Below are 25,587 nucleotides of genomic sequence, written 5' to 3' on the forward strand. Positions count from 1 at the left end.
GATGTACGCGGCGCTGGCGACGACGGTCCTGGTGCTGCACTTCTGCTTCCTCGCCTACGTGGTGCTCGGCGGGTTCCTCGTCTGGCGGTGGCCCAGGGCCTTCTGGCCCCATCTGGCCGCCGCCGCGTGGGGACTCGCCGTCGTGTCGATCCCGCTGACCTGCCCGCTCACCGTCGTCGAGCACTGGGCTCGCCGCAGGGCTGGGCAGGCGGTCGGGGACAAGGGCTTCATCGACACGTACATCGAGAACGTCCTCTACCCCGAGCGGTACACGCACCTCCTGCAGGTCCTGGTCGGCGTGATCGTGCTCTTCTCCTACGCGGTCGCCGTCGCGAAGCTGCGTCACCGGCGCGCCGAGAGAACATTGTCGTAGCCGACCGATACGGTGTGTCCATGGCGGGCCGCACCTCCCAGGCCGGCCGCGGCGGAGGCACGTCCAACGCGCGCGGCGGTTCGAACACGCGTGCTACCCCCCAGAAGCGCGCGACTACGCCCCGTGCCCGGGCCACGCCCGCGGCCAAGGCGGCCCCGGCGAAGGCGACCCGCGGCCGGGCGAGCTCGCCGAACCCGCGAGTGAGCGCCCGCGCCGCGACCCCCGTGCGCCGGCGCCGGACCGGGACCATGGTCGCCACGCCGCTGGGTCTGTTCGGCCGGGGCATGATCGCGGTCTGGATGGGGCTCGCGCACAGCGTCGGCTGGGGCGCCCGCGCGATCGGGCGGCAAGCGGCGACCGCCCGCGACCTCGATCCCGAGCACCGCCGCGACGGCGCCGGGCTGGCCGTGATCGGGCTCGCGGTGCTGCTCACGGCGGCCCTGTGGTTCCAGGCGGCCGGGCCGGTGGGCCGCTGGCTCGCCGACATCTGCCACACGTTCATCGGGGGTGCTTCAGCGGTACTGCCGGTGCTCCTCGTCATCGGCGGCATCCGGATCATGCGCTCGACCGAGGACCCCGACGAGCGCCGCGGACGCGGACTGATCGGCTGGGGTGCCCTCTTCATCGGCGGCACCGGCCTGATGCATCTGGCCGCGGGCAGCCCTACGCTCCCGGCACGCATGGACCGGGCCGGTGGCCTGCTCGGCCGCGGCGGGGGCGGGCTGCTGCAGATGGCGGTCACGTCCTGGGTCGCGGTACCGCTGCTGATGCTGCTCTCCGCGTTCGGTCTGCTGGTCGTGACGTCCACGCCGATCAGCCGCATCCCCCAGCGCTGGCGCCAGCTGCGCGACCTCGCGCTCGGCCGGGTCGAGGACCCGACGCTCATCGACGACGAGGAGGAGTTCGAGGAGCTCTACGACGAGCCCGAGGAGCGGCCCGCCCGCCGGGCGCCGGCCCGCCGCCGCCAGGGCGCCCGCGCCGACGGCGAGCCCGAGCCGCTGCCGCACCCGCTCGGCCTCGACCCCGGCGAGTTCGACGCGGCCGCGCCCGACCTCGACCCCGAGCTCGTCCACGACACCGTCGTGCTGCAGCGGATGCCCGCCGCGGGGCGCAAGAAGAAGGGGAAGGCCCCGGCGCCCGACAAGGAGCCGCCGGAGCACTCGCCGATGCCGACGCGGGCCGAGCAGCTCGCGCTCACCGACGCCGACTACAAGCTGCCGCCCCCGGACCTGCTCGGCACCGGCGACGCCCCGCGCGGGCGCACCCGGGCCAACGACGAGGTCATGCACGCGCTGCAGGGCGTGTTCGAGCAGTTCGGCGTGGACGCGCTGGTCACCGGCTTCACCCGGGGCCCGACGGTCACCCGCTACGAGGTCGAGATCGGCCACGGCGTCAAGGTCGAGCGGATCACGGCGCTGTCGAAGAACATCGCCTACGCGGTGAAGTCGGCCGACGTGCGCATCCAGAGCCCGATCCCGGGCAAGAGCGCGGTCGGCGTCGAGATCCCCAACTCCGACCGCGAGAACGTGGCGCTCGGCGACGTGCTGCGCTCCCGGGCCGCGACCGGCGACCACCACCCGCTGGTCGTCGCGCTCGGCAAGGACATCGAGGGCGGCTACGTCGTGGCCAACCTGGCCAAGATGCCGCACATCCTCATCGCCGGCGCGACCGGCGCGGGCAAGTCCAGCTGCCTCAACAGCCTGCTCGTGTCGCTGCTGACCCGGGCGACGCCGGACGAGGTGCGGCTGCTGCTGGTGGACCCGAAGCGGGTGGAGATGACCAGCTACGAGGGCATCCCGCACCTGGTCACGCCGATCGTGACGAACCCGAAGAAGGCGGCCGACGCCCTCGACTGGGTCGTCAGCGAGATGGACATGCGCTACGACGACCTCGCGGCGGCCGGGGTCCGGCACATCGACGACTACAACCGCAAGGTGCGGGCGGGACAGATCACCGCGCCGCCGGGCAGCGAGCGGGAGATCCGGCCGTACCCGTACCTGCTCGTCGTCGTCGACGAGCTCGCCGACCTCATGATGGTCGCCCCGCGCGACGTCGAGGACTCGGTGGTGCGCATCACCCAGCTGGCCCGCGCGGCCGGCATCCACCTGGTGCTCGCGACCCAGCGGCCCAGCGTCGACGTCGTCACCGGCCTGATCAAGGCCAACGTGCCGTCGCGCCTCGCCTTCGCCACGTCGTCGCTGGCCGACTCGCGGGTCATCCTCGACCAGCCCGGCGCCGAGAAGCTGATCGGCCGCGGCGACGGGCTGTTCCTGCCGATGGGCGCGTCGAAGCCGGTCCGCATCCAGGGCGCCTGGGTCTCCGAGACCGAGATCAACGACGTCGTGAAGTTCTGCAAGGACCAGCGCGAGCCGGAGTTCCGGCCCGACGTGACGACCAAGCGGGACGAGGGCAAGAAGAAGATCGACGAGGAGATCGGCGACGACCTCGAGCTGCTCGTCCAGGCCATCGAGCTCGTGGTGACGAGCCAGTTCGGCTCGACGAGCATGCTGCAGCGCAAGCTGCGGGTCGGCTTCGCCAAGGCGGGCCGCCTCATGGACCTCATGGAGACGCGCGGCATCGTCGGCCCGTCGGAGGGCTCGAAGGCCCGCGACGTGCTCATCAAGCCGGACTCGCTCGGCGAGGTGCTGAGCGCGCTGAAGGCCTCCGAAGACGACGACTGACGCCGCGCCTCGGCGACGCCTCGCCCGTCGTGTGGCAGCGGCGTCCTGGCCCCCTGCGTCTTGATGCCGGGCGGGCTCGGCGGCGACCGAGGGCGCCGCAATCCGGGTCCTGCACGCGGTGGGCCGTGAGGTGATGATCGGCGCTGGCCTAGGGTGACTCGGGTGAGGCTTGGGCGGGGGAGCGGGTAGGCGTGCTGGCCGCGTTCGTGCCGATCTGGGCGCTCACCGCCGTCGGGTTCATCGCCGGGCGCAGCGGGGTGCTCGGGCCGGCCGCCGTCGATGTGCTCGGTCGGTTCGTGTTCTACGTGGCCATGCCGGCGGCGCTGCTCAACACGCTCACCCGCCAGCCGATCGGGGCCACCGCGGGGCGCGCGGTCGCGGCGTTCTCGATCGCCACGCTCGTCATCGGGGCGGCCGGCTTCTGCGCGGCGCGGTGGGTCTTCCGGCGGCCGCTGGCCGAGCAGACGATCGCGGGGATGGCCTGCGCGTACGTGAACGCGGGCAACCTCGGCATCCCCGTCATGGTGCAGGTGGTGGGGGATGCGAGCTTCATCGCCGTGGTACTGCTCATCCAGACCACCATCCTCACACCGGTGATCCTCGGCACACTCGACATCGCGCAGAGCGAGCACGCCACCGGGCGCTGGCGCCGCCTCCTGACGGTGCCGCTGCGCAGCCCGGTGATGCTCGCCTGCCTGGCCGGCGTCGTACTCGGCGCCGCCCACGTCCACCTGCCGCGACTCGTGGGCGACGCGGTCGCGCTGCTGGGCAACGCCGCGGTGCCCTCGGCCCTGGTCGCGCTCGGCCTGTCGCTCGTGCCGCGGCGTAGCGGCGACGGGGAGGCGCGCCGGCCGGTGGAGGTGACACTGGCGGTACTGCTGAAATCGCTGGTGCAGCCCCTGCTGTGCTTCCTGCTCGCGCGCGTCGCGTTCGGGCTGACCGGGGAGGCGCTGCTCGCCGTCGTGCTGTGCTCGGCGCTGCCGACGGCGCAGAACACGTTCGTCTACGCGCGCGCGTACGGCGTGGACGGCACCTTCCCGCGCGACGTCATCGTGGCGTCGACCGGGCTGTCGATGGCGACGCTCACGGTGGCCGCGGCGTTGCTGCAATGAGCCGCCTGCGCGCTGGTGTGCGGGCGCGAGGTGGCGTGGCGGGGCGGCGCGGCCGCTCGGGGTGGGGTGGCGCTTGGAGGCGGCCGTGCGGGCGCGGGGCGGCGTGGTGTGCGGCCGTGCAGGGCGGGTGGCGCTTCGTGGCGGCCGTGCGGGGCGTGGGACGGTGTGGTGTGCGGGCGCGCGGGTGGCGGTGGCGGGGCGGTGCGGGCGCGCGGGTGGCGGTGGCGGGGCGGTGCGGGTGGCGGTGGCGCGGCGGTGCGGCCGCGCGGGGTGGGGTGGCGCTTCGAGGCGGGCGCGCAGGTGGCGGTGGCGGGGCGGTGCGGGTGGCGGTGGCGCGGCGGTGCGGTGGCGCGGCGGTGCGGCCGCGCCGGCGTGGGGGTGGCGCTTCGAGGCGGGCGCGCGGACGCGGGCGGGGCTGCTGCGATAGTTGAACGCGTGCCGGACGAGGAGATCGACGCGCTGGCGGCGTTGGCCGACCCGCGGCGGCGGGCGGTGTACGAGCATGTCGCGGCGGCCGGGGACGCGGTCAGCCGGGATCAGGTCGCCGGGGCGCTCGGGATCGGGCGCACGCTCGCCGCGCATCATCTCGACAAGCTCGCCGAGGCGGGGCTGCTCGATGTGGCGTTCGCGCGGCTCGGGGGGCGTAGCGGGCCCGGGGCGGGGCGGCCCTCCAAGTTGTACCGGCGCTCCGCGGCCGAGCATTCGGTGAGCCTCCCGCCGCGGGGGTATCGCGTGCTGGCCGAGGTCTTCGCCGAGGCGGTCTCCGAGGCGGGGGTCGAGCCGGCCCTGTACGCGGCGGCGGAGCGTACCGGGGCCCGGCTCAAAGGGCAGGACGCCGAGGCGACGTTGCGGGGGCTCGGGTACGAGCCGTACGCCGAGGGCGACGTGTGGCGGCTGCGCAACTGCCCCTTCGACGCGGTCGCGCGCACGCATCCGGGCGCAGTGTGCGGGGCCAACCTGGCGCTGCTGCGGGGCGCGCTCGGAAGCGGGGCGCGCATCGACCCGCGGCCGGACGGGTGCTGCGTCGTCGTGGACCGGTTCGTCGCGGGCGCGGACGCGCACGACGACGCGCAGGGCGACCAGTTGGGCGCGGGCGATGGTGCGCGGGGCGACAAGCTCCGCGCGGACGCGCACGACGACGCGCAGGGCGACCAGTTGGGCGCGGGCGCGGGTGACGATGCGCGGGGCGCCCAGCTTCGCGCGGACGCGTACGACGATGTGCGAGGCGACCAGTTGGGCCTGGGCGACGATGCGCGGGGCGACGAGTCGGGCGCGGGCGACGGTGCGCGGGGCGACAGGCTCCGCGCGGAAGCAGCGGAAGCAGCGGAAGCAGTGGGAGCAGCGGAGGCAGCGGAAGCAGTGGAGGCGGCGGAAGCAGCGGGCGGTGTGCAGGGCGAGGCGTCCAGTGCGGGCGGGGTGCGCGACCGGCGCCCGGCCGGTACTAAAAACAATGGAAATTTGTCTTAGACTGCCGCCATGACCGCTCACCTGGCTCAGCTCAACGTCGGCGTGCCCGTCGGGCCGCGCGACGATCCCCGCATGGCGGGCTTTTACGCCGATATCGACCGGATCAACGCGGTCGCGGACGGGTACCCGGGATTCGTGTGGCGGCTCGTGGACGACGGCGGTGCCGATGCCACCTCGCTGCGGCCGTTCGGCGGTGACCTCATGGTGAACATGTCGGTGTGGGCGTCGCTGGAGGATTTGCGACAGTACACCTTCCGTAGTGGTCACCTCGACGTTCTGCGACGGCGACGGGAGTGGTTCGTGCCGCTCGGCGAGGCGCACGCCGTGCTCTGGTGGGTCCCGTCCGGCCATCGTCCGGGCCTCACGGAGGCGCGCGAGCGGCTTGAGCTGCTCCGGACGTCCGGGCCGACGCCGGAGGCCTTCACGTTCCGAGACGTGTTCCCGGCTCCCTGAGGCCGGATCCGATCCGCAAATTGTCAGCCCCGGTCGGTACCCTCGACAGCATGTCCACCAACGCTGACCGCCGCGTAGCCCTGCTCACCCTGGGCTGTGCCCGCAATGAGGTGGACTCCGAGGAGCTCGCCGCCCGGCTGGCCGACGGCGGCTGGTCGGTGACCACCGACGGGACCGACGCCGACGTGGTGCTCGTGAATACCTGCGGCTTCGTGGCCAAGGCGAAGCAGGACTCGATCGACACGCTGCTGGCCGCGGCCGACACCGGGGCCAAGGTCGTCGCGACGGGGTGTCTCGCCGAGCGCTACGGGGAGCAGCTGGCGGGTGAGCTGCCCGAGGCCGACGCGGTGCTGGGCTTCGACCACTATCCGGACATGGCCGCCCGCCTGGACGCGATCCTGGCGGGCGAGTCCATCCCGTCGCACGCCCCGCGCGACCGGCGCACGCTGCTGCCGCTGACGCCGGTGGCGCGCCGGGAGGCGACGGTCGTCACGCCCGGGCACCTGCCGGCCCACCTGCGCGGGGTGATGCGGCACCGGCTCGACCAGGGGCCCGTCGCGCCGCTGAAGCTGGCCAGCGGGTGTGACCGGCGGTGCGCGTTCTGCGCCATCCCGGCCTTCCGCGGCGCGTTCGTCTCCCGCACGCCGGAGGAGATCCTGGCCGAGGCCGAGTGGCTCGGCGCCAACGGGGTGCGCGAGCTGGTCCTGGTGAGCGAGAACTCGACCTCCTACGGCAAGGACCTCGGCGACCCGCGGCTGCTGGAGAAGCTCCTGCCCCAGCTCGCCCGGACGGCCGGCATCGTGCGGGTGCGGGTGTCCTACCTGCAGCCGGCCGAGACGCGGCCCGGGCTGATCGAGGCGATCGCCACCACGCCGGGCGTCGCCCCGTATTTCGACCTGTCGTTCCAGCACTCCAGCGAGCCCGTCCTGCGCCGGATGCGCCGCTTCGGCTCCACCGAGCGCTTCCTGGACCTGCTCGCGACCGTGCGCAAGCTCGACCCGGAGGCGGGCGCCCGCAGCAACGTGATCGTCGGATTCCCGGGGGAGACCCGCGAGGACGTCGACGAGCTCGCGCGCTTCCTCACCGAGGCCCGGCTGGACGCGATCGGCGTGTTCGACTACAGCGACGAGGACGGCACGGAGGCGGCCGGGCTGCCGGACAAGGTCTCGGTGGCGACGGTCAAGAAGCGGTACGACTGGATGAGCGCCCTCGCCGAGGAGCTCTGCGCCCAGCGCGCCGGCGACCGGGTCGGGTCGATCGTCGAGGTGCTCGTCGACACGGTCGAGCGCCACCCCGACGGCGTGGACGTCGAGGGCCGCGGCGCCCACCAGGCCCCCGAGGTCGACGGCTCCACGACCCTCGTGGCGGGCGGCAACGTCGACCCGGCGTCGCTGCGCCCCGGCGACCTCGTGCGGGCCAAGGTCACGGAGAGTATCGGCGTCGACCTCATCGCGACCCCGACCGAGCTGATCAGCCCGGCGGCGCCATGACCCAGGTCAAGCCCGTGCCGCTGCTCAACGCGGCCAACGTCCTCACGGTCGTGCGCATGGTGCTCGTGCCGGTCTTCGTGCTGTGCGTCGTCGCCAGCCGGATGACCCACGACGCCTGGCAGCTCGCCGCGGGCCTGACCTTCATCGTGGCCTCCGCCACCGACTACGTCGACGGCTGGATCGCTCGCGCCCACAACCTCGTCACCTCCTTCGGCAAGGTCGCCGACCCGATCGCGGACAAGGCCCTGACCGGCGCCGCCCTGGTGCTGCTGTCCTTCTACGACCAGCTGCCCTGGTGGGTGACGGTGGTCATCCTGGTCCGCGAGTGGGGCGTGACCGCGCTGCGCTTCTGGGTCATCCGGCACGGGGTCATGCCCGCGAGCCGGGGTGGCAAGGCGAAGACGGCGCTGCAGATTCTGGCCATCGGGTGGTATCTCACGCCGTTGCCGCACGGCCTGGCGCAGATCGGCCCGTGGCTGATGGCCGCGGCGGTCGTGGTGACGGTGGTCACCGGCGCCGACTATGTGATGCGGGCGATCCGGATCCGGCGTGCGTCACTGGCCCGGGGCGGGGGCGCGGTGCTGCCGGGCCCTGGCGCGGCGCCGGCGGTCGCCCCGCCGGCGGACGAGCCGGTCGCCTGAAGAGACGTGCCGGTCGCCTAGGGAGAGGGGCTCGGGTGTCATCGGATCGGACGGGCGCGATTCTGGCGGCCCTCAAGGAGCGCGGCGAGACCCTTGCCGTGGCCGAGTCGCTGACCGGCGGGCTGCTCGCGGCGGCCTTCGTCGAGGTGCCGGGGGCGAGCCGGGTGTTCCGGGGCGGGATCGTGGCCTACGCGACCGAGCTGAAGGCCAAGCTCCTCGGGGTGCCGCCGCCGCTGCTGTCGTCGCACGGGCCCGTCGACCCCTCGGTGGCCGCGGCGCTCGCGGCCGGGGCCCGGGAGCGGTGCGGCGCGGACTGGGCGGCCGCCACGACCGGGGTCGCCGGGCCGGATCCGCAGGCGGGTCAGCCGGTCGGGCGCGTCTACGTCGCCGTGGTCGGGCCGCCGCCCGGACCGGGCGAACCTGACCGTGTCGAGGTGCGGGAATTCACCCTTGCGGGGGACCGGGCCGCGGTGCGCGGCGGCGCGGTCGAGGCCGCCGTCGGGTTGCTGGCCGAGACCCTCGCTGTCTCATAACGGCGGGGCAGGGTGTCGATCGGCGTCTCACCAGGTACCGTGACGAGTACCAGTTTCTTCGCGGTCTTGCCAGCTGCGTCAGAGGGGGTGCCACCGTGCTGCTTCGTCGGGTGATCGGTGACGCGCTGCGAGCGCGACGGCAGGCCCAGCACCGGACCCTCCGTGAGGTGTCGACCGCGGCCAACGTGAGCCTCGGCTACCTCTCGGAGATCGAGCGCGGCCAGAAGGAGGCGTCCAGCGAGCTGCTGGCCGCCATCTGCGAGGCTTTGGGCGCCGCGCTGTCCGAGGTGCTGCGGGATGTGAGCGACACCCTGGCCCTGGCCGAGGACCTGCCGCCGGTGCTCGTGCCGGTCGGTGCCCCCGAGCCGGCGCCGGACTCCACGTCGGGCGCCAACGAGGTGCCGGCGAATCAGCCCGAGCCGGTGCCCGCGGCCGCCGCGGCCGGCGAGGCGCCCCAGGCCCGGCTCGTGCGCGGCGCGCCGAAGGCCAAGATCGCCGCGGATGCCAAGCTTTCTGTGGCCGTACGTCATGATGGGCCGCTGCGGACCACCCTGCGCGCGACGCGGGGTCCGGTGGACCGCGAGCGGGACGTCGTCTACGCCGCCTGAGTGTGCCGGCCGGCGTCGTCCGGGCGTCTGAGCGCGCGCGGGGATCGGCGTCGGCCGCGGCGGTTTGAGTGTGCCGGTCGGCGTCGTCATGGCGTCTGAGTGCGCGCGGTGATCGGCGTCGGCCGCGGCGGTTGAGCGCGCAGCGGTCCGGCGGGGATTGATCGGGATTCGACGCGACCTGCCACACTTGGGGCCGTGAGCTACCCGAACCGGCGGCGTAACCCGCTCCCGATCATCATCGCCGCGGTGATCGGCGTGTTCGCGATCTGCGGCGTGTATCTTTTCCTCGCCAACCGCGGCGACGACAAGGGCGGCGACAGCAAGGCCGACAACCCGCGTCGTGAGGGCTGTATCACGCTGAACATCACCGCGTCCAGCGAGAAGGCCGCGCTGATGACGGAGTTCGCGAAGAGCTACATCAACTCCGACCGGCGCTTCGACGGCAAGTGCGCCGACCCCGTGGTGCAGACCAAGGCCTCCGGCGCGGCACTCGACGCGCTCGCGGCCGGCTGGGACACCAAGAAGGACGGCGCGCAGCCGGCGGTCTGGACCCCCGCGTCGGCGTCGTGGGTCGCGCTGCTCAAGCAGCGCCTGGCCAGCGGCGACAAGGGCGGCCTGGTCCCCGACGGCAAGCTGCCCATGATCGCGCAGTCGCCGCTGGTACTGGCCATGCCCAAGCCGATGGCCGAGGCGCTCGGGTGGCCGGACAAGCAGATCGGCTGGGGCGACGTCTTCGGGCTGATCAACGACCCGAACGGCTGGGGCTCCAAGGGCCACCCCGAGTGGGGCCGGTTCCGCCTCGGCAAGACCAACCCGCACTTCTCCACGTCGGGGCTCAACGCCACGGTCGGCGCGTACTTCGCCGCCACCGGGCGCTCGACCGACCTCACCGACAAGGATCTCGCCGACCCGAAGGTGCTGCAGTACGTCAAGTCGGTGGAGTCCAGCGTCGTGCACTACGGCGACACCACGCTGACGTTCCTGTCCAACCAGCTCGCGGCGGACCAGGGCGGGCGCGGGCTCAACTACGTCAGTGCGGTCGCGGTCGAGGAGAAGTCGGTCTACGACTACAACACCGGCAACCCGACCGGCGACCCGGCGCTGGCCGGCAAGGGGACCAAGCCGCGGGTACCGCTCGTCGCCGTCTACCCCAAGGAAGGCACCCTGGTCAGCGACCACCCGTACGTGGTGCTGAGCAACGCCAGCGACGAGCAGAAGGCCGCGGCCGCCGACTTCCTGGCCTACGTGCGCGACGCGGGCCAGCAGAAGCGCTTCACCGACCTGGCCTTCCGCACCTTCGAGGGCAAGGCCGGCTCGGCGGTCACGCGCGAGAACGGGCTGCTGCCCGACGCGAAGTACACGGTGATCGACCCGCCGTCGCCGCAGGTGCTCGAGAAGGCGCTGAGCACGTGGGACGCGCAGCGCAAGCGGGCCAAGGTGCTGCTGGTCCTCGACGTGTCGGGCTCGATGAACAACGACGCCGGCAACGGCCAGACCCGCATGGAGCTGGCCAAGCAGGCGGCGCTGCAGTCGCTGACGCTGCTCGCGCCGGACGACGAGGTCGGGCTGTGGACGTTCTCGACCGAGATCGCCGGGGCCAGCACGCCGTACACCGAGCAGGTCCCCGTGGCCGCGCTGTCGGCCAACAAGGCGAAGCTGGAGCAGGTGATAAGGGGTATCAGCGCCGAGGGTGGGACGGCCCTGTACGCCACTACGCGGGCCGCCCAGCGCAAGATGGTCGAACTGAGCGACCCGAGCCGGATCAACGCGGTCGTGGTGCTCACGGACGGCAAGAACGAGTACCCGAAGGACAGCGACCTCGAGGCGCTCGTGCGCGACGTGGACACGTCGGACAAGGAGATCCCGGTCCGCGTGTTCACCATCGCCTACGGCGGGCAGGCCGACCTGGGAGTACTGCAGAAGATCTCCTCGGCCTCGCGCGCGGCGGCGTACGACGCGAGCGACCCGACGACGATCAACAACGTGCTCGTCAACGTCCTCAGCAACTTCTGATCCTCAGGTCGAAGGGGCACACTTACCGTCGTGGGCGTCAAGGAGCAGCTGACCGAGCCGTGGGGACTCGTCGCCGCGGGCGTGCTGGGGGGCATGGGCGGTGCGGTGGCGGCCGCCCTGGCCCCGGCCGGCCTGCTCGTCGGCGTGCCGGTCGGGCTCGCGGTCGCGGGCGCGGTGTACGGGATCCGGGTCGGCCTCGGCGTGCTCACCGACCGCGGAGGGTCATCGCCCCGGCCGGTGAACGCCGCGCCGCCGCCGAACCTGCCCACCCCGCCGCGGGGCAGCGACGCCGAGCGGTTCCTCAAGCGCGCCGAGGCCGCGGTGCGCACGCTGCGCCGGCAGGCGGAGGGCACCGGCGACCCGATCCTGCGCAGCCAGATCTCCGAGGTCGACGACTCGGCCGCCGGGGCGCTCGGGGATCTCGCCCGCTTCGCCGGGCAGGTGACGCTGATCGACCAGACGGCGGCGGGGATCAACACGCAGCGGCTTCGGCAGGAGTACAACCAACTGCAGCGCGGCCTGTCCGGCCTCCCCCCGGGACCGTTGCGCGACGAACGGGAGCGGGCCCGGCGCGCCGTCGCCGACCAGCTCGACGTGGGCCAGCGGCTGCGCGAGGCCCGCGAGATGCTCCTGGCCCGCATGCAGTCCGCGGTGCTGGGCATGGAGGGCCTGGTCGCGCGGATGGCGGAGCTGGTCGCCCTGCATGCGACCACGGTCGGCGGCGCGCCGCTGACCGCGTCCAAGGTGGCGGAGCTCACGAACGACCTCGAGGGCCTGCGCGCCGGCCTGGCCGAGGCCGAGCGGCTGTCGCGCTCGGCGCTCTCGGGTGGGGATGTCCCGGGCCAGCAGCCCTGAGATCCCCCTGACTTGTGTCCGCAATGTACGTGTTTGACAGTGATTTTCCGGGGGTCGGCCCGCGACCGGACGTGACGCTCTAGCGCGAGCCTGACACGATAGAAGCTGCACGTCCCCGTGCTGGCCGAGAGAGGACCGCGAAATGGCGAATCCGTTCGCTAAGGGCTGGAAGTACCTCATGGCGCTGTTCGGTGCCAAGATCGACGAGTACGCCGATCCGAAGGTGCAGATCCAGCAGGCGATCGAGGACGCGCAGCGTCAGCACCAGGCGCTCGTGCAGCAGGCCGCGGCGGTGATCGGCAACCAGCGGCAGCTGGAGATGCGGCTGTCCCGGCAGATGTCCGAGGTCGAGAAGCTGCAGGGTTCCGCGCGGCAGGCGCTGATGCTCGCCGACAAGTCCCGCGCCGAGGGGGACGAGGCGAAGGCGACGCAGTACGAGCAGACGGCGCAGGTGTTCGCCACCCAGCTCGTCGCGGCCGAGCAGGGCATGGAGGACCTCAAGACCCTCCACGACCAGTCCCTCAACGCCGCCGCCCAGGCGCGCAAGGCGGTCGAGAACAACGCGATGATGCTCCAGCAGAAGCTGGCCGAGCGCACGAAGCTGCTCAGCCAGCTCGAGCAGGCGAAGATGCAGGAGACCGTCGCGAAGTCGCTCGAGTCGATGAGCGGCCTCGCCGCCCCCGGCAACACCCCGTCGCTGGACGAGGTGCGGGAGAAGATCGAGCGGCGGTACGCCAACGCGATGGGCCGCGCCGAGCTCGCCTCGAACTCGGTGGAGGGCCGCATGCTCGAGGTGCAGCGCTCGACCCTCGACATGGCCGGCAGCTCCCGCCTCGACCAGATCCGCGCGAGCATGGCCGGCGAGAAGCTCGCCGCCGCGCCGGAGTCGCCCTCGGTCGCCGCGGCGGGGCCGAAGGACGCCAGCATCTCCCGGCTCGACGAGATCCGGGCCAGCATGAAGGACAAGCAGGCTGGAGACTCGGCCAGCGCGGGCTGACCGGGATTGGGGGCGGTCATGGCCAGCGATCGGACCAAGCACCTCAAGCGGCTGCGGAAACTGCACCGCTCCGCCCGGGGCTGGACCGTGCGTGCGGGCCTGCTCACCGGGGCGACCGCCGTCCTCGTGCCGTATGCCGGCCTCGGCCTGCCCGACGCGTTCTGGGCGGCCGCGGCCGGCGGCTCCATCGCCGTCACCTGGTGGCGCTGGCTGGACTACCGGGCCTTCCGGGCGCTGCCGGTGCCGGCCGAGCCCGATCCGGCGCTCGCGGGCACCGTGGCGCGGGAGAAGCTCGTCGGGCTCGTCCAGCGGCTTCCGGCCGGGCGGAGCGCGATCGCCGAGTTTGACCGGCAGCGCGACGCGTTCAAGCTGCGGGGCCTCACCGTCGCCGAGCCCTGGCGCCGCCTGGACCGTGCCGCCACCATGCTCAGCGGGCTGGTGGGGCGGCTGGGGCCGGCGGCCGAGGGAGCCGTACTGGACGCGGCGGTGGCCGAGCGGCAGCTGCGCGATCTCGCGCAGCGGTGCGCGTCCGTGGAGCGCACGATGCGCATCGGGCCCTCGGGTGATGCGCTGCGGCCCGCGCATCGGATGCTCGCCGAGCAGCTCGAGCAGGGGGTCACCGCGTACGAGCAGTTCGTGACCGCCGCCGCCGGATGTGTCGCTGAGGACAATGCGGCGGTCGGCAGCCTGGCGGATGCGACGGCGTTCTTGCGCGGGGTGGCGGAGGGGCTTGCGGACCTGCGCAATCCTCAGGCCGCGCCGCGTGCGCAGACCGCCTGAGTCACGTCGGCGGCGCCCGACACTCCGTGATCGGACTTTCCGCGCCGCGTGCGCAGATCGCCTGAGTCACGTCGGCGGCGCGTTGGCCGCAGCAGGGCGCGCTCCGCCCAGCGAACAGTCGACACTCCGTAATCGGACTTTTCAGTTTTATGCCCCGGCCGGCGAAAAATCCGAAAAGTCGCGGCGCGGAGCGCCCGACTTTTCGAAAACACCCCCCGCGAAGTCAAGCCGGGGGAGCGAAGAGCAGCGGCCGGCTCACTCCGTCGGCAGCAGATACCGCCAGCTCGCCCGGACCACGGTGCCGTCGGCCATGTGGTACGTCGGCCAGGCCCCCCGCTGATCCAGGTCCCGCGTCAGCATCCGCACCGCCGCCCGCGCCGCGTCGCCGTCCAAGTCGGTGCGCCGCAGGCCCTCCGCGTCGGGGGACGGCAGCGTGACCCCCGTCGGCCACGGCTTCACCGTCGCCGACGGGCCCGGGTCGGGCACGATCGGCGAGCCGGTGCCTGCCTGTCCCTCCAGGGCCGCAACGGCCACGACGCGGACGCGGGTGGCAAGGTACGGCTGCGCGGTCGCCGACACCGTCTTGTGCACGGCGGCGAGGCGGTCGCGGGCGTCGTAGAGCACATCGGCGTACACGTGATCGGATCTGAGCTCGTCGAGCCCCTCCGCCGTGAACGTCAGCGGCCCCGCCGGCGACCACACCGAGACCTTCGTCACGGGCGCGTCGGCGATCGTCATGGTCGGTGTCGGCTTCTTCTGCGCCGCGCCCGCGCGCAGGTCGTCCGCGAGGCTGCCGGCGAGGGTGCGCAGCTGGTCAGGGTCCAGGCGGGAGCGGTACGTCGCGTCCGCGATGGCGTCGCCGTCGCCGTAGACGACGAGGCGGGGCGGGCGCAGGGCGGCGATCCCGGCCGCGGTGAACCCGCCGGTGAGCTCCCACGTCGCGATCGGCTGGTCCTGGGGCGGGTTGAACGAGTTCGTGGGGGTGGGCGTCACCAGGGGCGTACCGTCGCACGCGGACAGCGTGGCCGCCGCGAAGAACCCGGCGAGCAGGCCGCGCCGGGTCAGCCGGTGATCCATCGCGCCCCTCCCCATGAGACGTACCGGCCAGCACCCTACCCCGTGCGCGCCATCCCGAAGCACGCCGGTCACGGGGGTAACAACCGCCGAGCGGCCGATACGGATACGTCGCGAAATAACGGGGCTTCAAATTTGGCTTAGGGAATGGGGCATTCCGGGGCAGGCTGGCTAGCGTCACGAGGGTGCACATGCCGTACGACATCCAGCGCTCCTGGCTTGTCGACCTCGACACCGAGGGCGACCTCGTGCTCGTGCGGCCGCGCGGTCACGCCCGGTCCGGGGGCCCGTTCCCGGGCTGGCAGTGCGGGCACCAGTACGTGATGCGATCGTGGTCGCCGCCGGTCCAGCGGCGGATGGTGGTGCGGCACCGGCGGCAGGGCTGACCGGCGCGCTCGAACACCCAGTTGGTCTCGCCGCGGCGCAGCGAGCCCGTCGTGGTCTGGGTGAAGCGGCCCCGGTTCGAGTTGAGCAGCGCGTGGGCCTTCGCGACCAGCGCGACCGGGTCCGCGACGTCGCCGGTGCGCGTCCACGGTGACACGCCGCGCAGGAACAGCGTTTCGGCCTTGTACAGGTTCCCGATCCCGGCGAGATTGCGCTGGTCGAGCAGCGCGTCGGCGATCCAGCGCTCGGGCCGGGCCAGCAGCCGGCGCACCGCCTCGTCGGCGTCCCAGTCCTCGCCCATCAGGTCGGGGCCGAGGTGACCGACGAGCCGCGCCTCCTCGCGCGTCGGCACCAGGTCGAGCTCGTGCAGATGGAAGCCGACGGCGACCGCGGCCGGCGTGTGCAGGGCGACGCGGATCAGGTGCGCGGGGCGGCCGGTCCAGCGCTCGCCCGGCCGGTACGTGCGCCACGCGCCGTCCATGCGCAGGTGGGAGTGCAGGGTGAGCGGCTCCCGGCCGTCCTTCGTCAGCCGCAGCAGCAGGTGCTTGCCCCGGCACGCGGACTCGGCGACGGTCCAGCCGGACAGGTCGGCCGCCGCCAGCCGCGGCACCCGGAAGTCGCTGCGTGTGATGGTCTGGCCGGTGATCGCCGCGCCGAGCACGCGCGCGGTGTTCCAGACGGTGTCGCCCTCGGGCACGCGTCAGCCGCCGGCCGGGGCCACGGAGTAGCGCTGCAGGTGCCCGCGGGCCTCGAGCGCGGCGACGACCGAGTCGGCGTCCGAGCGCGACTCGAGGCGGGCCACCTCGTACCGCTCGCCGTCGTCGCCCTCACGCAGGACGAGCCACAGCCCGGCCTCGGCGCGGGCGCGCACCTTCCGGGCGTCCTTCTCGGCCTGCCGGAGGTGGCCGGCCGCCTGCTCCTCGGCGGTGCGCAGGATCTGCTCGACCCGCGTGCCGAGCCCGGAGAGCGTCGGACGGCCGTCCTCGCCCTCGTCGCTCGGCTCGGAGGCCGGCGGCCCGCTCGCGGCGACCATGACGAGCCCGACGACCGTCGCGGCGACGCCGGTCCACAGCGCGGTGGCCTGCGCCCGGGACGCGGCGAGCTGCGAGCCGGCGAACAGCCCCACGCCGAGCCCGATCAGCAGGTACGCCACACGCCTCATGACACTGAGAGGCTAGCCGATCCGCTCCAGCTGCAGGATCCCGTCACCGGCGGGCAGCGTCGCGGTACGCCCGGTCGGGCGGTATCCGGCCTTCTCGTAGAGCCGGCGCGCCCGCGCGTTGCTCGTGCGCGTCCACAGCGTGGTCCGGGCCCACCCGGCCGCGTGCAGCGCGTCGAGGACCAGGCCGCCGAGGCCCGAACCCCAGCGCGCGGGCGCGACGAAAACCATGGACACGTGGCCCTCCCCGGCGACGGGCGCCCCCGCGCCGTCGTCCGCCCGGCCCGGCTCGGCCAGCCCCATCGCCACGATCTCGCCCCCGCCCTGGTCGACGGCCACGACGACGAGCGCGCCGGGCTCGCGCAGCTTGGCGCGCACCCGCTCCACGCGCCCGGGCGCGGGCGCGTGGCCGCGCGCCTCGTTGGCGGCCCGCCACACCTCCAGCGCGGGTTCGAGGTCGTCCGGCCCGGCCCGTCGCACATCGATCACCTACGCAGTGAGCACCTGGCGGCCCATCGGTGTCAACCGCTGGCACAGCGCGGGCGGCGGCCATGTGACGCTGCGCAGCTCGTCGGCGTACGACATCCAGTAGTGCCCGCTGCCGTCGTGGTCGAAGTAGGCGTGCGACTCGTAGGCGACCCGGTGCGCGGGGTCGCGGATCCAGGCGACCGGGTGCATCTCGCCCCACGAGGGCGGTCCGATGGGGGTGTACCCGCTGACGAGGATCGCCCGCCGGTCCCCGGTCGCGCGGATGGCGTCGACCGCCTCCTGGGCCGCACGCTGCCAGATCAGCGCGCCCGCGCGCCCGTCCGCGGCCAGCCGCGTCGGCTCGTTCAGCAGCCCGAGCCCGATCACCGACGGGTCGTCGGCCGCGACGCTCAGCCGCCGCCAGAAGTCGGCCAGGGCCGTCGTCGGCAGCGCGAACTCGCCGAGCCGCAGCATGCGCGGCGGGCCGGCCCGTCCGCCCCCGAGCGCGTAGTCGCCGTAGTTGTGCAGGTCGATGATGACCGCGAGCCCGGCCCGCCGCGCGTGCTCGAGCGCGTCGCGCACCCGCGCGAGCTCGGTCGCGTCGACAGGCCCGAACGGCTCCGGCTGCAGCCGCTCCCAGTTGACCGCGAGCCGCACGAGGCGCACGCCGCGGCCGGCCAGGAACGCGTAGCTCGACGGCGTCTCGTACGTGTAGTCCAGGCCGTAGCGGCCCGGGTTCGTGGTGCCGAAGCCGCCGTCGCTGTCCGAGGCGGCGAACGATCCCGCGGCCAGGTTCACGCCGCGCAGATAGCCGGGTGTACTGGCATGCCGCTCCACGATGTGCGCCTGCGGCCCGGCCACGTCGACCCGCAGGCCCTGCGCGACCGGGCGGTACACGGCCATCGGGTAGTTCGCGGGCCACGTGCCGGCGGCCCAGGCGGTGACGGGGAGCCCGATCGCGTCGGCCGCCTCGTACCAGACCTCGGCGACCCGGCTCCACTGCGCCGCGTCCTGGTCGCCGGGCCAGCCGATCTCGCCGATGAACCCGGTCGCGTGGTTGCGGCGCAGCCAGGCGGAGAAGTTGGCGAGCCCGGCCACGGCGCGGGCCTGCACGATGTCGTCGACGCAGAGCACCTTGACGGGCCGGGGTTGCGCCAGCGGTACCGCCAGCGCCGCCACGAGGATCAGCAGCACGCCACCGAGCGCGAAGCCCTGTTGCGCCCGCCTCGCGACCGGCCCGGCACCGGGCCGTCCCCGGGTGACGCGCCGCCCGCGCGGCCTCGGCGGCGTTCCCTCGTCACCCAGCGGCTCCGTCGCGCGCTCTTCCCGCTCGGCCGCGTCGTCCTGCTCGGCCGCGTCGTCCGGCTGCTCCGGCGCGTCGTCCGGCCGCTCCCACGCGTCGTCCGCCTGCTCCCGCGCGTCGTCCGCCTGCTCCGGCGCGTCGTCCGGCCGCTCCCGCGCGTCGTCTTGCTCGGGCGCGTCGTCCCGGTCGGGCGCGTGGTGCTGCTCCCGCGCGTCGTCCCGCTCGGACGCGTCCTCCCGTTGTCGCGCCTCGTGTCGCTCGGGCGGCCGCTGCGTTCGCGGAGGGTGGGCGCTTTCGTGTGCTGCGTCGCTCCCGGGCACGCCGGGGGACTGCCCACTTTTCGGCGTTGTATCGCCCCGCGGGCTCAGTCGAGCAGGGGCGCCACCTCGGCCGCGATCAGCTCCAGGTGCTCCAGGTCGCGCAGGTCCAGCACCTGCAGGAACGCGCGGGAGGCGCCGGCCTTCACGAAGCCGCGGATCTGCTCGGCGAGGCGTTGCGGCGTGCCGTACAGCTGACCGGCCTGCGGCCCGCCGGGGTTCAGGCCGACCGCCTCCGCGCGGCGGCGGACCTCGGCCTCGGTCGCGCCGCACACGATCGTCTGCGCGAACGAGAACACGATCGGCGCGCGCCCGTCGCGACCCTCGGCCTCGATCGCCTCGACCACGCGCCGGTACTGCGCGTCGGTGTCCTCCAGCGACGCGAACGGCACGTTGAACTCGTCGGCGTACCGCGCGGCGAGCCGCGGCGTGCGCTTCGGCCCCGTCCCGCCGATGATCACCGGCGGCCCCGCGGGCTGCACGGGCTTGGGCAGCGCCGGGGACTCGACGACGTCGTAGTAGCGGCCTTCGAAGGAGTACGTCATCCCGGGCGGCGTCGCCCAGAGCCCCTTGACGATCTCCAGCTGCTCGGTGAGCCGGTCGAAGCGCTCGCCCACGGGCGGGAACGGGATGCCGTACGCGGTGTGCTCCCGCTCGTACCAGCCCGTGCCCAGCCCCAGCTCGACCCGCCCGCCGCTCATCGCGTCGACCTGCGCCACCGCGATCGCGAGCGGCCCCGGGAGCCGGAACGTGGCCGAGCTCACGAGCGTGCCGAGCCGGATCGTCGAGGTCTCCCGCGCGAGCGCGCCGAGCGTCACCCACGAGTCGGTCGGCCCCGGCATGCCGTCGCCGGCCATGGTCAGATAGTGGTCGGAACGGAAGAACGCCTCGAAGCCGAGCTCCTCGGCCCGGCGCGCGATGGCGAGCTGGTCCTCGTACGTAGCCCCCAGCTGGGGCTCGGTGAACACGCAAAGCCGCATGGAGCGGACACTATCGCGATGATCTCGTTCACGACCGACTACGGCCTGTCGGACGGCTTCGTGGCGGCCTGCCACGGCGTGCTCGCCCGCCTCGCCCCGCAGGCCCGCGTCCTCGACATCACCCACCTGATCCCACCCGGCGACGTCCGCCGCGGCGCCGCGATCCTGGCCCAGACGGTCCCGTCCCTGCCGCGGGGCGTCCACCTGGCCGTGGTCGACCCCGGCGTGGGCACGGCCCGCCGCCCGATCGCCATCGCCGCGGCCGACGGCAGCCTCCTCGTGGGCCCCGACAACGGCCTGCTCGTCCCCGCGGCCGTCGCGCTGGGCGGCGTGGGCACGGCCGTGGCGCTGACGAACCGCTCGTGGTTCGCGCCGCAGGTCTCGCACACCTTCCACGGCCGCGACATCTTCGCCCCCGTGGCCGCGCGCCTGTCCGAGGGCGCCGCCCTGCTCGACGCGGGCGAGGAGATCACGGACTGGGTGACACTGCCGCAGCCGTACGTCGAGCAGACCCCCGGCCGCCTGGTGGCCGAAGTCCAGACGGTGGACCATTTCGGCAACGTCCAGCTGGCCGCCACGGCCGCGGCCCTGTCCCCGATCCCGGCCGACGTCGCGGTGAACGGTGCTCCGGCCCTGCACACGACGACCTTCGGCAACGCGGACCCGAACGCCCTGGTGCTCCTCGCCGACTCGGCGGGCTACGCGGCAGTCGCGGTGAACGGCGGCAACGCAGCCGAGCGCCTGGCCCTGTCCCCGGGCGACCGAGTGACCATCACGTACTGACCCGCCCTCCCCGCCCGGATACGACTCGCCCGCGGAGCGAACGCGCGCCGGGTCACAGCGGGCCGTCGTACGCGCGGGTCGTTCGCCTTCGCCGTCGTGCCTTCCCGTGTCCCGCTTGCGCCGCATGACCGCCGCGCTCGACGCTGTCCCACACCACACGACTGCCACCCACCGCACCGCGCAGCCGCGCACCGCACCGGCGCGCACCGCACCAGCCGCGCACGGCGCGCACCGCACCGCGCAGCACCGCACCGCACGCCGCGCACCCCACCGCACGCCGCGCGCCGCACCGCGCGGCCGCGCAGCGCACGGCGCGCGCTGCACCGCGCAGCCCCGCACCGCGCAGCCGGGCCGCACCGCGCAGCCGGGCCGCACCGCGCAGCCGCGCCGCACGGCCCCCACCGCACCGCACGCGCACGGCGCGCGGCGCACGGCTCCGCGAGGCGCCCGCCCGCGCGCCGGGCCGTCGGTAGCCGCGCCGCCCGGAGCGGCGAGTCGTTCGTGCCCGCCGACTCGCCAGGCGCGGGCCGGTCGAGGCCGATGGTCAGCCGAGGCCAATGGTCAGCCGCGTAGTCGTAGTCCTCTCGGTGTGCTGCGGAACCCCGCGCTCGCCAGCGCGTCACGCAACGGCGACTGCAGGATCGACTCCCCGTCCGCGCGCTCGACCGACAGCGCCCCCAACGCGCCCCCGTGCACCGCGTCCGCCAGCGCCTTCGCCGCCAGGGCGAGCAGCTCCGGGTCGTCGGCGTAGGACAGCAGGGTGCGCCCGCCGCGCTCGACGTAGAGGATCAGGTCGCCGCCCACGGTGACGACCAGCGAGCCGGCCTTGCGGCCCGCGCGGTGGCCGGACCGCTCGCCGTCGCCCACGTCGACGACCCGCTCGGGCCAGGGCAGCGCCGCGCCGTACGGGTTGGCCGGGTCGGTCGCGGCCAGCACGAGCGCGTCGCGGTGCTCGGTCCCGCCCCGCAGGCGGTCGACCGCGCCCGGCAGGGCGAACTGGGCGGCGCCGAGGCCCTCGACGAAGTACCCGCGCCGGGCCGCGCCGCGCTCCTCCATCGCGGCGAGCACCGGGTAGACGCCGGCGAAGGCGCCCGGCAGGTCCTCGGCCATGACCGCGCCGCGGGTGACGACCCCGTGCCGGTCCAGCAGCAGCTCGGCGTTGGCGGTCGCGCGCCGGGTCGGGTCGAGGTCGCGCTCGGGCAGCCGATACCACCGGCCCGCGGCCGTCGGCGGGCCGCTGCGGGCCACGGCGAGCGCGGCACGCCCGAGCGAGAGCGAGCCCGCCCTCCGGTACCGCGACTTCGGCGCCGAGGGCCGCGACCGATGCGCTCCGCCCCCGCCGAGCTTCGCCCGCAGCGGCGCGATCGTGTCGTTGGACAGGTGGCCGGCCCAGACGAGATCCCAGAGGGCGGCGACGAGCTCCTCCTCGGGCGCGTGGATGTGCTCGGCGAGCCCGCGCAGGAACAGCGCCTGCCCGCCGGCGAGGGCGTCGAGCACGGCCTCGTGCAGCGGCCCGCCCACCTCGGCGACCGGCGGCAGGAGCAGCGGCGCGGCGTCGGCGAAGGCGAGGGTCACCCAGCCGTCGTGCTCGCCGATCGAGCCCGTGCCCGCCCACACCAGATCGCCCGAGGCCGTGAGCTCGTCGAGGTAGGCCTGGCTGTAATCCCCGACCCGGGCCGGCAGGATGAGCCGCTCCAGCGCCGAGGCGGGCATCGCCACCCCCTGCAGCTGCTCGATCGCCGACGCCAGGGCCTCCACGCCGCGGGCCCGGGAGGAGCCGCTGATGTGGTGCCACTGCGGCAGGAACCGGGCCAGCACGCGCGGCGGCACCGGCTCGATCTCGCGGCGCAGCGCGGCCAGCGAGCGGCGGCGCAATAGGCGCAGGATCTCGGCGTCGCACCACTCGGTGCCGGCGCCCTCCGGGGAGAACTCGCCGGACACGGCCGAGGGCAGCCGGCGCAGCGCCTGCTCGACGACGAACACCCCGAGCCCGAAGCGCGCCGCGCACGCCGCGGCGGTGAACGGCGCGTGGGTGCGCGCGTAGCGGCTCACCAGGTCGCCGAGCGGGTCCGCGACCGGCTCGAGGTAGGCGGAGGGCAGTCCGACCGGCAGCGCCACCCCCAGCGCGTCGCGGTATCGCCCGGCGTCCTCGACGGCGATCCAGCGCGTCTCCCCGGCGACGCGGACCTGGATCGCGCGCCGCCGGTCGGCCAGCTCCTGCGCCCAGGCCGGGTCGGCGCCGCGGGCCGCGAGCCCGTCGTCGCCGAGGTCGCCGAGCACCCGCAGCATCTCGGCGACGTCCTCAGCGTCGCGCGGGGTGCGCTGCTCGCCGAGCCACTGCAGGCTCGCCTCCGTCTCGGCGACCACGGCCGGGTCGAGCAGCTCCCGCAGCTCCACCCGCCCGAGCAGCTCCGCGAGCAGGGTCGGGTCCAGTGCGAGGGCGGCGGCGCGGCGCTCGGCCAGCGGCGCGTCGCCCTCGTAGAGAAACGCCCCGACGTAGCCGAACAGCAGCGACCGGGCGAACGGGGAGGGCCGCTCAGTCTCGACCTCGACCAGCCGCAGCTTGCGCCCGGCCACGTCGCGCATCACCCCGACGAGCCCGGCCACGTCGAACACGTCCTGCAGGCACTCCCGCGCGGCCTCCAGCGTGATCGGGAAGTCGGCGTAGTCGCGGGCCACGTCGAGCAGCTGGGCGGAGCGCTGGCGCTGCTGCCACAGCGGCTGCCGGCGGCGCGGGTCCCGCCGCGGCAGGAGCAGGGCCCGGGCCGCGCACTCGCGGAACCGCGCCGCGAACATCGCCGACGTGCCGACCGTCTCCTCGACGATCCCGGCGATCTCGTCCGGGTCGAAGGCGACCAGCTCGGCGCCGGGCGGCTCGTCGGCCACGTCGGGCAGCCGGACCACGATCCCGTCGTCGCTGGGCATGACCTGGGCATCCACCCCGTACCGCTCCTGCAGCCGCCGCCCGATCGCCAGCGCCCACGGCGCGTTGACGCGGGCCCCGAGGACACAGTGGACAGTCATCCGCCAGTCCCCGAGCTCGTCGCGGAACCGCTCGACCAGCACCGTGCGGTCGTCGGGCAGGTGCCGGGTCGCCGCCCGCTGCTCGCGCAGGTAGGCCAGCAGGTTGTCGGCCGCCCAGTCGTCGAGCCCGCCGGCCCGCAGGTGCGCCCGGGCCGCCTCGTCGCCGGACTTCACGAATCCGCGCAGCCGCGCCCCGATCGCCCGCCCCAGCTCCACCGGCCGCCCCGGCGAGTCGCCCTTCCAGAACGGCATCTTCGCCGCGGCGCCGGGCGCGGGGGAGACCAGCACCCGGTCGGGCGTGATGTCCTCGATCCGCCACGACGTCGAGCCCAGCAGGAACACGTCGCCGACCCGCGACTCGTAGACCATCTCCTCGTCGAGCTCACCGACCCGGGCCGCCTTCTCCGCGCCCGCCAGGAACACGCCGAACATGCCCCGGTCGGGGATCGTGCCGCCGCTGGTGACGGCGAGCCGCTGGGCGCCGGGGCGGGCCGAGAGCTGTCCCTCGGTGCGGTCCCACACGAGCCGCGGCCGCAGCTCGGCGAAGGCGGTGGACGGGTAGCGCCCGGCCAGCATGTCCAGCACCGCGAACAGCGCCGAGTCGGGCAGGTCGGCGTAGACCGCGGCCCGCCGCACCAGCTTGGCGAGGTCGTCGACGGACCACGCCTCCATCGACACCATCGCGACGATCTGCTGGGCCAGGACGTCGAGCGGGTTGCGGGGGTAGCGCAGCTCCTCGATGCCGCCCTCCACCATGCGCTCGGCCACGACCGCGCACGAGACCAGGTCGCCCCGGTGCTTGGGGAAGACCACGCCGCGGGAGACGGCCCCGACCTGGTGCCCGGCCCGCCCGACCCGCTGCAGCCCGGCCGCGACGCTCGGCGGCGCCTCGATCTGCACCACCAGGTCGACGGCGCCCATGTCGATGCCCAGCTCCAGGCTGGACGTGGCGACGACGGCCGGCAGCTGCCCGGACTTGAGCGCCTCCTCGATGTGTTTGCGCTCCTCGCGGGAGACGCTGCCGTGGTGCGCGCGGGCCACGACCGGCGGCGCGCCCCCGGCCATGCCGGCCTGGGCCATCATCTCGGCCGGGGTGCGGGCCGCCTCCGGCTGCGGCACCCCGGCGCGGGCCCCGGCCAGCTCGTTGATCCGGGCGCAGAGCCGTTCGGCGCCGCGCCGCGAATTGGTGAATACGATGGTCGAGCGGTGGGCCTGGATCAGGTCGAGCACGCGCTCCTCGACGGCCGGCCAGATGGACGCCTGCCGGGGCGCCCCGTCGTCGTCCTCGCCGGGCACGGCCTCGCCCAGCGCCGTCATGTCCTCGACCGGAACCTGGACCTCGACGTCGATGGTCTTGGCGCTGGGCGGCTGGACGATCTCCACCGACGCCGCCCCGCCCAGGAAGCGCGCGGTCTCATCGATGGGCCGCACGGTCGCCGACAGCCCGATGCGCTGCGCCGGCCGCTCCAGCAGCGCGTCCAGCCGTTCGAGCGACAGCGCCAGGTGCGCACCGCGCTTGGTGGCGCAGACCGCGTGCACCTCGTCGATGATCACGGTCTCGACGCCCCGCAGCGACTCCCGCGCCTGCGAGGTGAGCAGCAGGAACAGCGACTCGGGAGTGGTGATCAGGATGTCCGGCGGGGTGCGGGCGAAGGCCCGGCGCTCGTCGGCCGGGGTGTCACCGGTGCGCATGCCCACCCGGATGTCGGGCGGCTCCTGGCCGAGCCGCGCGGCGGCCTGCCGGATGCCGGCCAGCGGGGCCCGCAGGTTGCGCTCGACGTCGACGGCCAGGGCCTTGAGCGGGCTGACGTAGAGCACCCGGCACCGGCGGGCGGGCTCGACGGGCGGCTCGGCGGCCAGCTGATCGAGGGACCACAGGAATGCGGCGAGGGTCTTGCCGGAGCCGGTCGGTGCCACCACGAGCGCGTGCCGGCCGGCGCTGATCGCCCGCCACGCGCCCGCCTGTGCCCTGGTCGGTGCCGCGAACGCGGCGCGGAACCACTCGCGTGTCGCCGCCCCGAAACCCTCCAGCTCTGTCATGCCCACAATCCTGCACCGGGGGTACGACACTTTTTGAGAGCGGCGACGATTT

General features: G+C 74.3%; 21 protein-coding genes. 14 read left to right on the forward strand and 7 right to left on the reverse strand.

The annotated features are described in order from the left end of the window. Nucleotide 1 precedes the first annotated feature (1 nt). From ACQP1P_RS07610 to pspM, 13 genes are all read left to right on the forward strand, one after another. Entirely contained in the window at nucleotides 2-373 is a 372-nt protein-coding gene (locus tag ACQP1P_RS07610) for a DUF2784 domain-containing protein (protein ID WP_433084419.1), read from the forward strand. A gap of 20 nt (nucleotides 374-393) precedes the next feature. After that, on the forward strand, nucleotides 394-3,054 hold the full coding sequence (locus tag ACQP1P_RS07615) for a DNA translocase FtsK 4TM domain-containing protein (RefSeq protein WP_433084421.1): 2,661 nt from the start codon (nucleotides 394-396) through the stop codon (nucleotides 3,052-3,054). Between the two features lie 191 nt (nucleotides 3,055-3,245). After that, entirely contained in the window at nucleotides 3,246-4,166 is a 921-nt protein-coding gene (locus tag ACQP1P_RS07620; RefSeq protein WP_433084423.1) for an AEC family transporter, read from the forward strand. Nucleotides 4,167-4,601: 435 nt separating this feature from the next. Beyond that, entirely contained in the window at nucleotides 4,602-5,633 is a 1,032-nt protein-coding gene (locus ACQP1P_RS07625) for a helix-turn-helix transcriptional regulator (protein ID WP_433084425.1), read from the forward strand. Nucleotides 5,634-5,642: 9 nt separating this feature from the next. Beyond that, nucleotides 5,643-6,086, forward strand: coding sequence for a DUF3291 domain-containing protein (locus ACQP1P_RS07630; RefSeq protein WP_433084427.1), 444 nt, complete (start codon nucleotides 5,643-5,645; stop codon nucleotides 6,084-6,086). A gap of 50 nt (nucleotides 6,087-6,136) precedes the next feature. Continuing rightward, nucleotides 6,137-7,576 carry a 30S ribosomal protein S12 methylthiotransferase RimO gene (gene rimO / locus ACQP1P_RS07635; protein ID WP_433084429.1) on the forward strand — a complete coding sequence of 480 codons (1,440 nt, stop codon included), beginning with the start codon at nucleotides 6,137-6,139 and terminating at the stop codon, nucleotides 7,574-7,576. After that, nucleotides 7,573-8,217: a CDP-diacylglycerol--glycerol-3-phosphate 3-phosphatidyltransferase gene (gene pgsA, locus ACQP1P_RS07640; RefSeq protein ID WP_433084431.1), complete on the forward strand. Its 645-nt coding sequence runs from the start codon at nucleotides 7,573-7,575 to the stop codon at nucleotides 8,215-8,217. The genes rimO and pgsA overlap by 4 nt, the downstream gene beginning before the upstream one ends. 35 nt (nucleotides 8,218-8,252) lie before the next feature. After that, nucleotides 8,253-8,750 (forward strand): CinA family protein, encoded by a 498-nt coding sequence (locus ACQP1P_RS07645; RefSeq protein ID WP_433084433.1) that lies wholly within the window; start codon nucleotides 8,253-8,255, stop codon nucleotides 8,748-8,750. A gap of 95 nt (nucleotides 8,751-8,845) precedes the next feature. Then, on the forward strand, nucleotides 8,846-9,358 hold the full coding sequence (locus tag ACQP1P_RS07650; RefSeq protein ID WP_433084435.1) for a helix-turn-helix domain-containing protein: 513 nt from the start codon (nucleotides 8,846-8,848) through the stop codon (nucleotides 9,356-9,358). Nucleotides 9,359-9,553: 195 nt separating this feature from the next. Beyond that, nucleotides 9,554-11,371, forward strand: coding sequence for a substrate-binding domain-containing protein (locus ACQP1P_RS07655; protein WP_433084437.1), 1,818 nt, complete (start codon nucleotides 9,554-9,556; stop codon nucleotides 11,369-11,371). A gap of 30 nt (nucleotides 11,372-11,401) precedes the next feature. Continuing rightward, nucleotides 11,402-12,226, forward strand: a complete 825-nt coding sequence (locus ACQP1P_RS07660) for a hypothetical protein (RefSeq protein ID WP_433084439.1) — start codon at nucleotides 11,402-11,404, stop codon at nucleotides 12,224-12,226. Between the two features lie 142 nt (nucleotides 12,227-12,368). Next, nucleotides 12,369-13,223, forward strand: coding sequence for a PspA/IM30 family protein (locus ACQP1P_RS07665; RefSeq protein ID WP_433084441.1), 855 nt, complete (start codon nucleotides 12,369-12,371; stop codon nucleotides 13,221-13,223). An 18-nt stretch (nucleotides 13,224-13,241) separates the two neighbouring features. After that, a complete protein-coding gene (gene pspM / locus ACQP1P_RS07670) occupies nucleotides 13,242-14,003 on the forward strand; it encodes a phage shock envelope stress response protein PspM (protein WP_433084443.1) in 762 nt (253 codons plus the stop codon). Between the two features lie 255 nt (nucleotides 14,004-14,258). On the opposite strand, the gene ACQP1P_RS07675 is transcribed toward pspM, so the two are convergent. The 6 genes from ACQP1P_RS07675 to ACQP1P_RS07700 all read right to left on the reverse strand — a co-directional run bounded on the left by ACQP1P_RS07675 (nucleotide 14,259) and on the right by ACQP1P_RS07700 (nucleotide 19,688). Then, entirely contained in the window at nucleotides 14,259-15,080 is an 822-nt protein-coding gene (locus ACQP1P_RS07675) for a hypothetical protein (RefSeq protein WP_433084445.1), read from the reverse strand. A gap of 265 nt (nucleotides 15,081-15,345) precedes the next feature. After that, on the reverse strand, nucleotides 15,346-16,158 hold the full coding sequence (locus tag ACQP1P_RS07680) for a DNA-formamidopyrimidine glycosylase family protein (RefSeq protein WP_433084447.1): 813 nt from the start codon (nucleotides 16,156-16,158) through the stop codon (nucleotides 15,346-15,348). 3 nt (nucleotides 16,159-16,161) lie between these two features. Further along, entirely contained in the window at nucleotides 16,162-16,623 is a 462-nt protein-coding gene (locus ACQP1P_RS07685) for a hypothetical protein (RefSeq protein ID WP_433084449.1), read from the reverse strand. Nucleotides 16,624-16,635: 12 nt separating this feature from the next. After that, nucleotides 16,636-17,109 (reverse strand): N-acetyltransferase family protein, encoded by a 474-nt coding sequence (locus ACQP1P_RS07690; RefSeq protein WP_433084450.1) that lies wholly within the window; start codon nucleotides 17,107-17,109, stop codon nucleotides 16,636-16,638. After that, complete coding sequence (locus ACQP1P_RS07695; protein WP_433084452.1) at nucleotides 17,110-18,711, reverse strand: cellulase family glycosylhydrolase; 1,602 nt, start codon at nucleotides 18,709-18,711, stop codon at nucleotides 17,110-17,112. Between the two features lie 44 nt (nucleotides 18,712-18,755). Beyond that, nucleotides 18,756-19,688 carry an LLM class F420-dependent oxidoreductase gene (locus ACQP1P_RS07700; RefSeq protein WP_433084454.1) on the reverse strand — a complete coding sequence of 311 codons (933 nt, stop codon included), beginning with the start codon at nucleotides 19,686-19,688 and terminating at the stop codon, nucleotides 18,756-18,758. Nucleotides 19,689-19,706: 18 nt separating this feature from the next. Between ACQP1P_RS07700 and ACQP1P_RS07705 the strand changes: the two genes are divergently transcribed. Then, a complete protein-coding gene (locus tag ACQP1P_RS07705; RefSeq protein WP_433084456.1) occupies nucleotides 19,707-20,471 on the forward strand; it encodes an SAM hydrolase/SAM-dependent halogenase family protein in 765 nt (254 codons plus the stop codon). Nucleotides 20,472-21,032: 561 nt separating this feature from the next. Here ACQP1P_RS07705 and ACQP1P_RS07710 read toward each other — a convergent pair. Beyond that, nucleotides 21,033-25,535 (reverse strand): ATP-dependent helicase, encoded by a 4,503-nt coding sequence (locus tag ACQP1P_RS07710; protein WP_433084458.1) that lies wholly within the window; start codon nucleotides 25,533-25,535, stop codon nucleotides 21,033-21,035. Between the last annotated feature and the right edge of the window lie 52 nt (nucleotides 25,536-25,587).

This window comes from Dactylosporangium sp. CA-052675 (assembly GCF_050947935.1).
Classification (GTDB): Bacteria; Actinomycetota; Actinomycetes; order Mycobacteriales; family Micromonosporaceae; genus Dactylosporangium.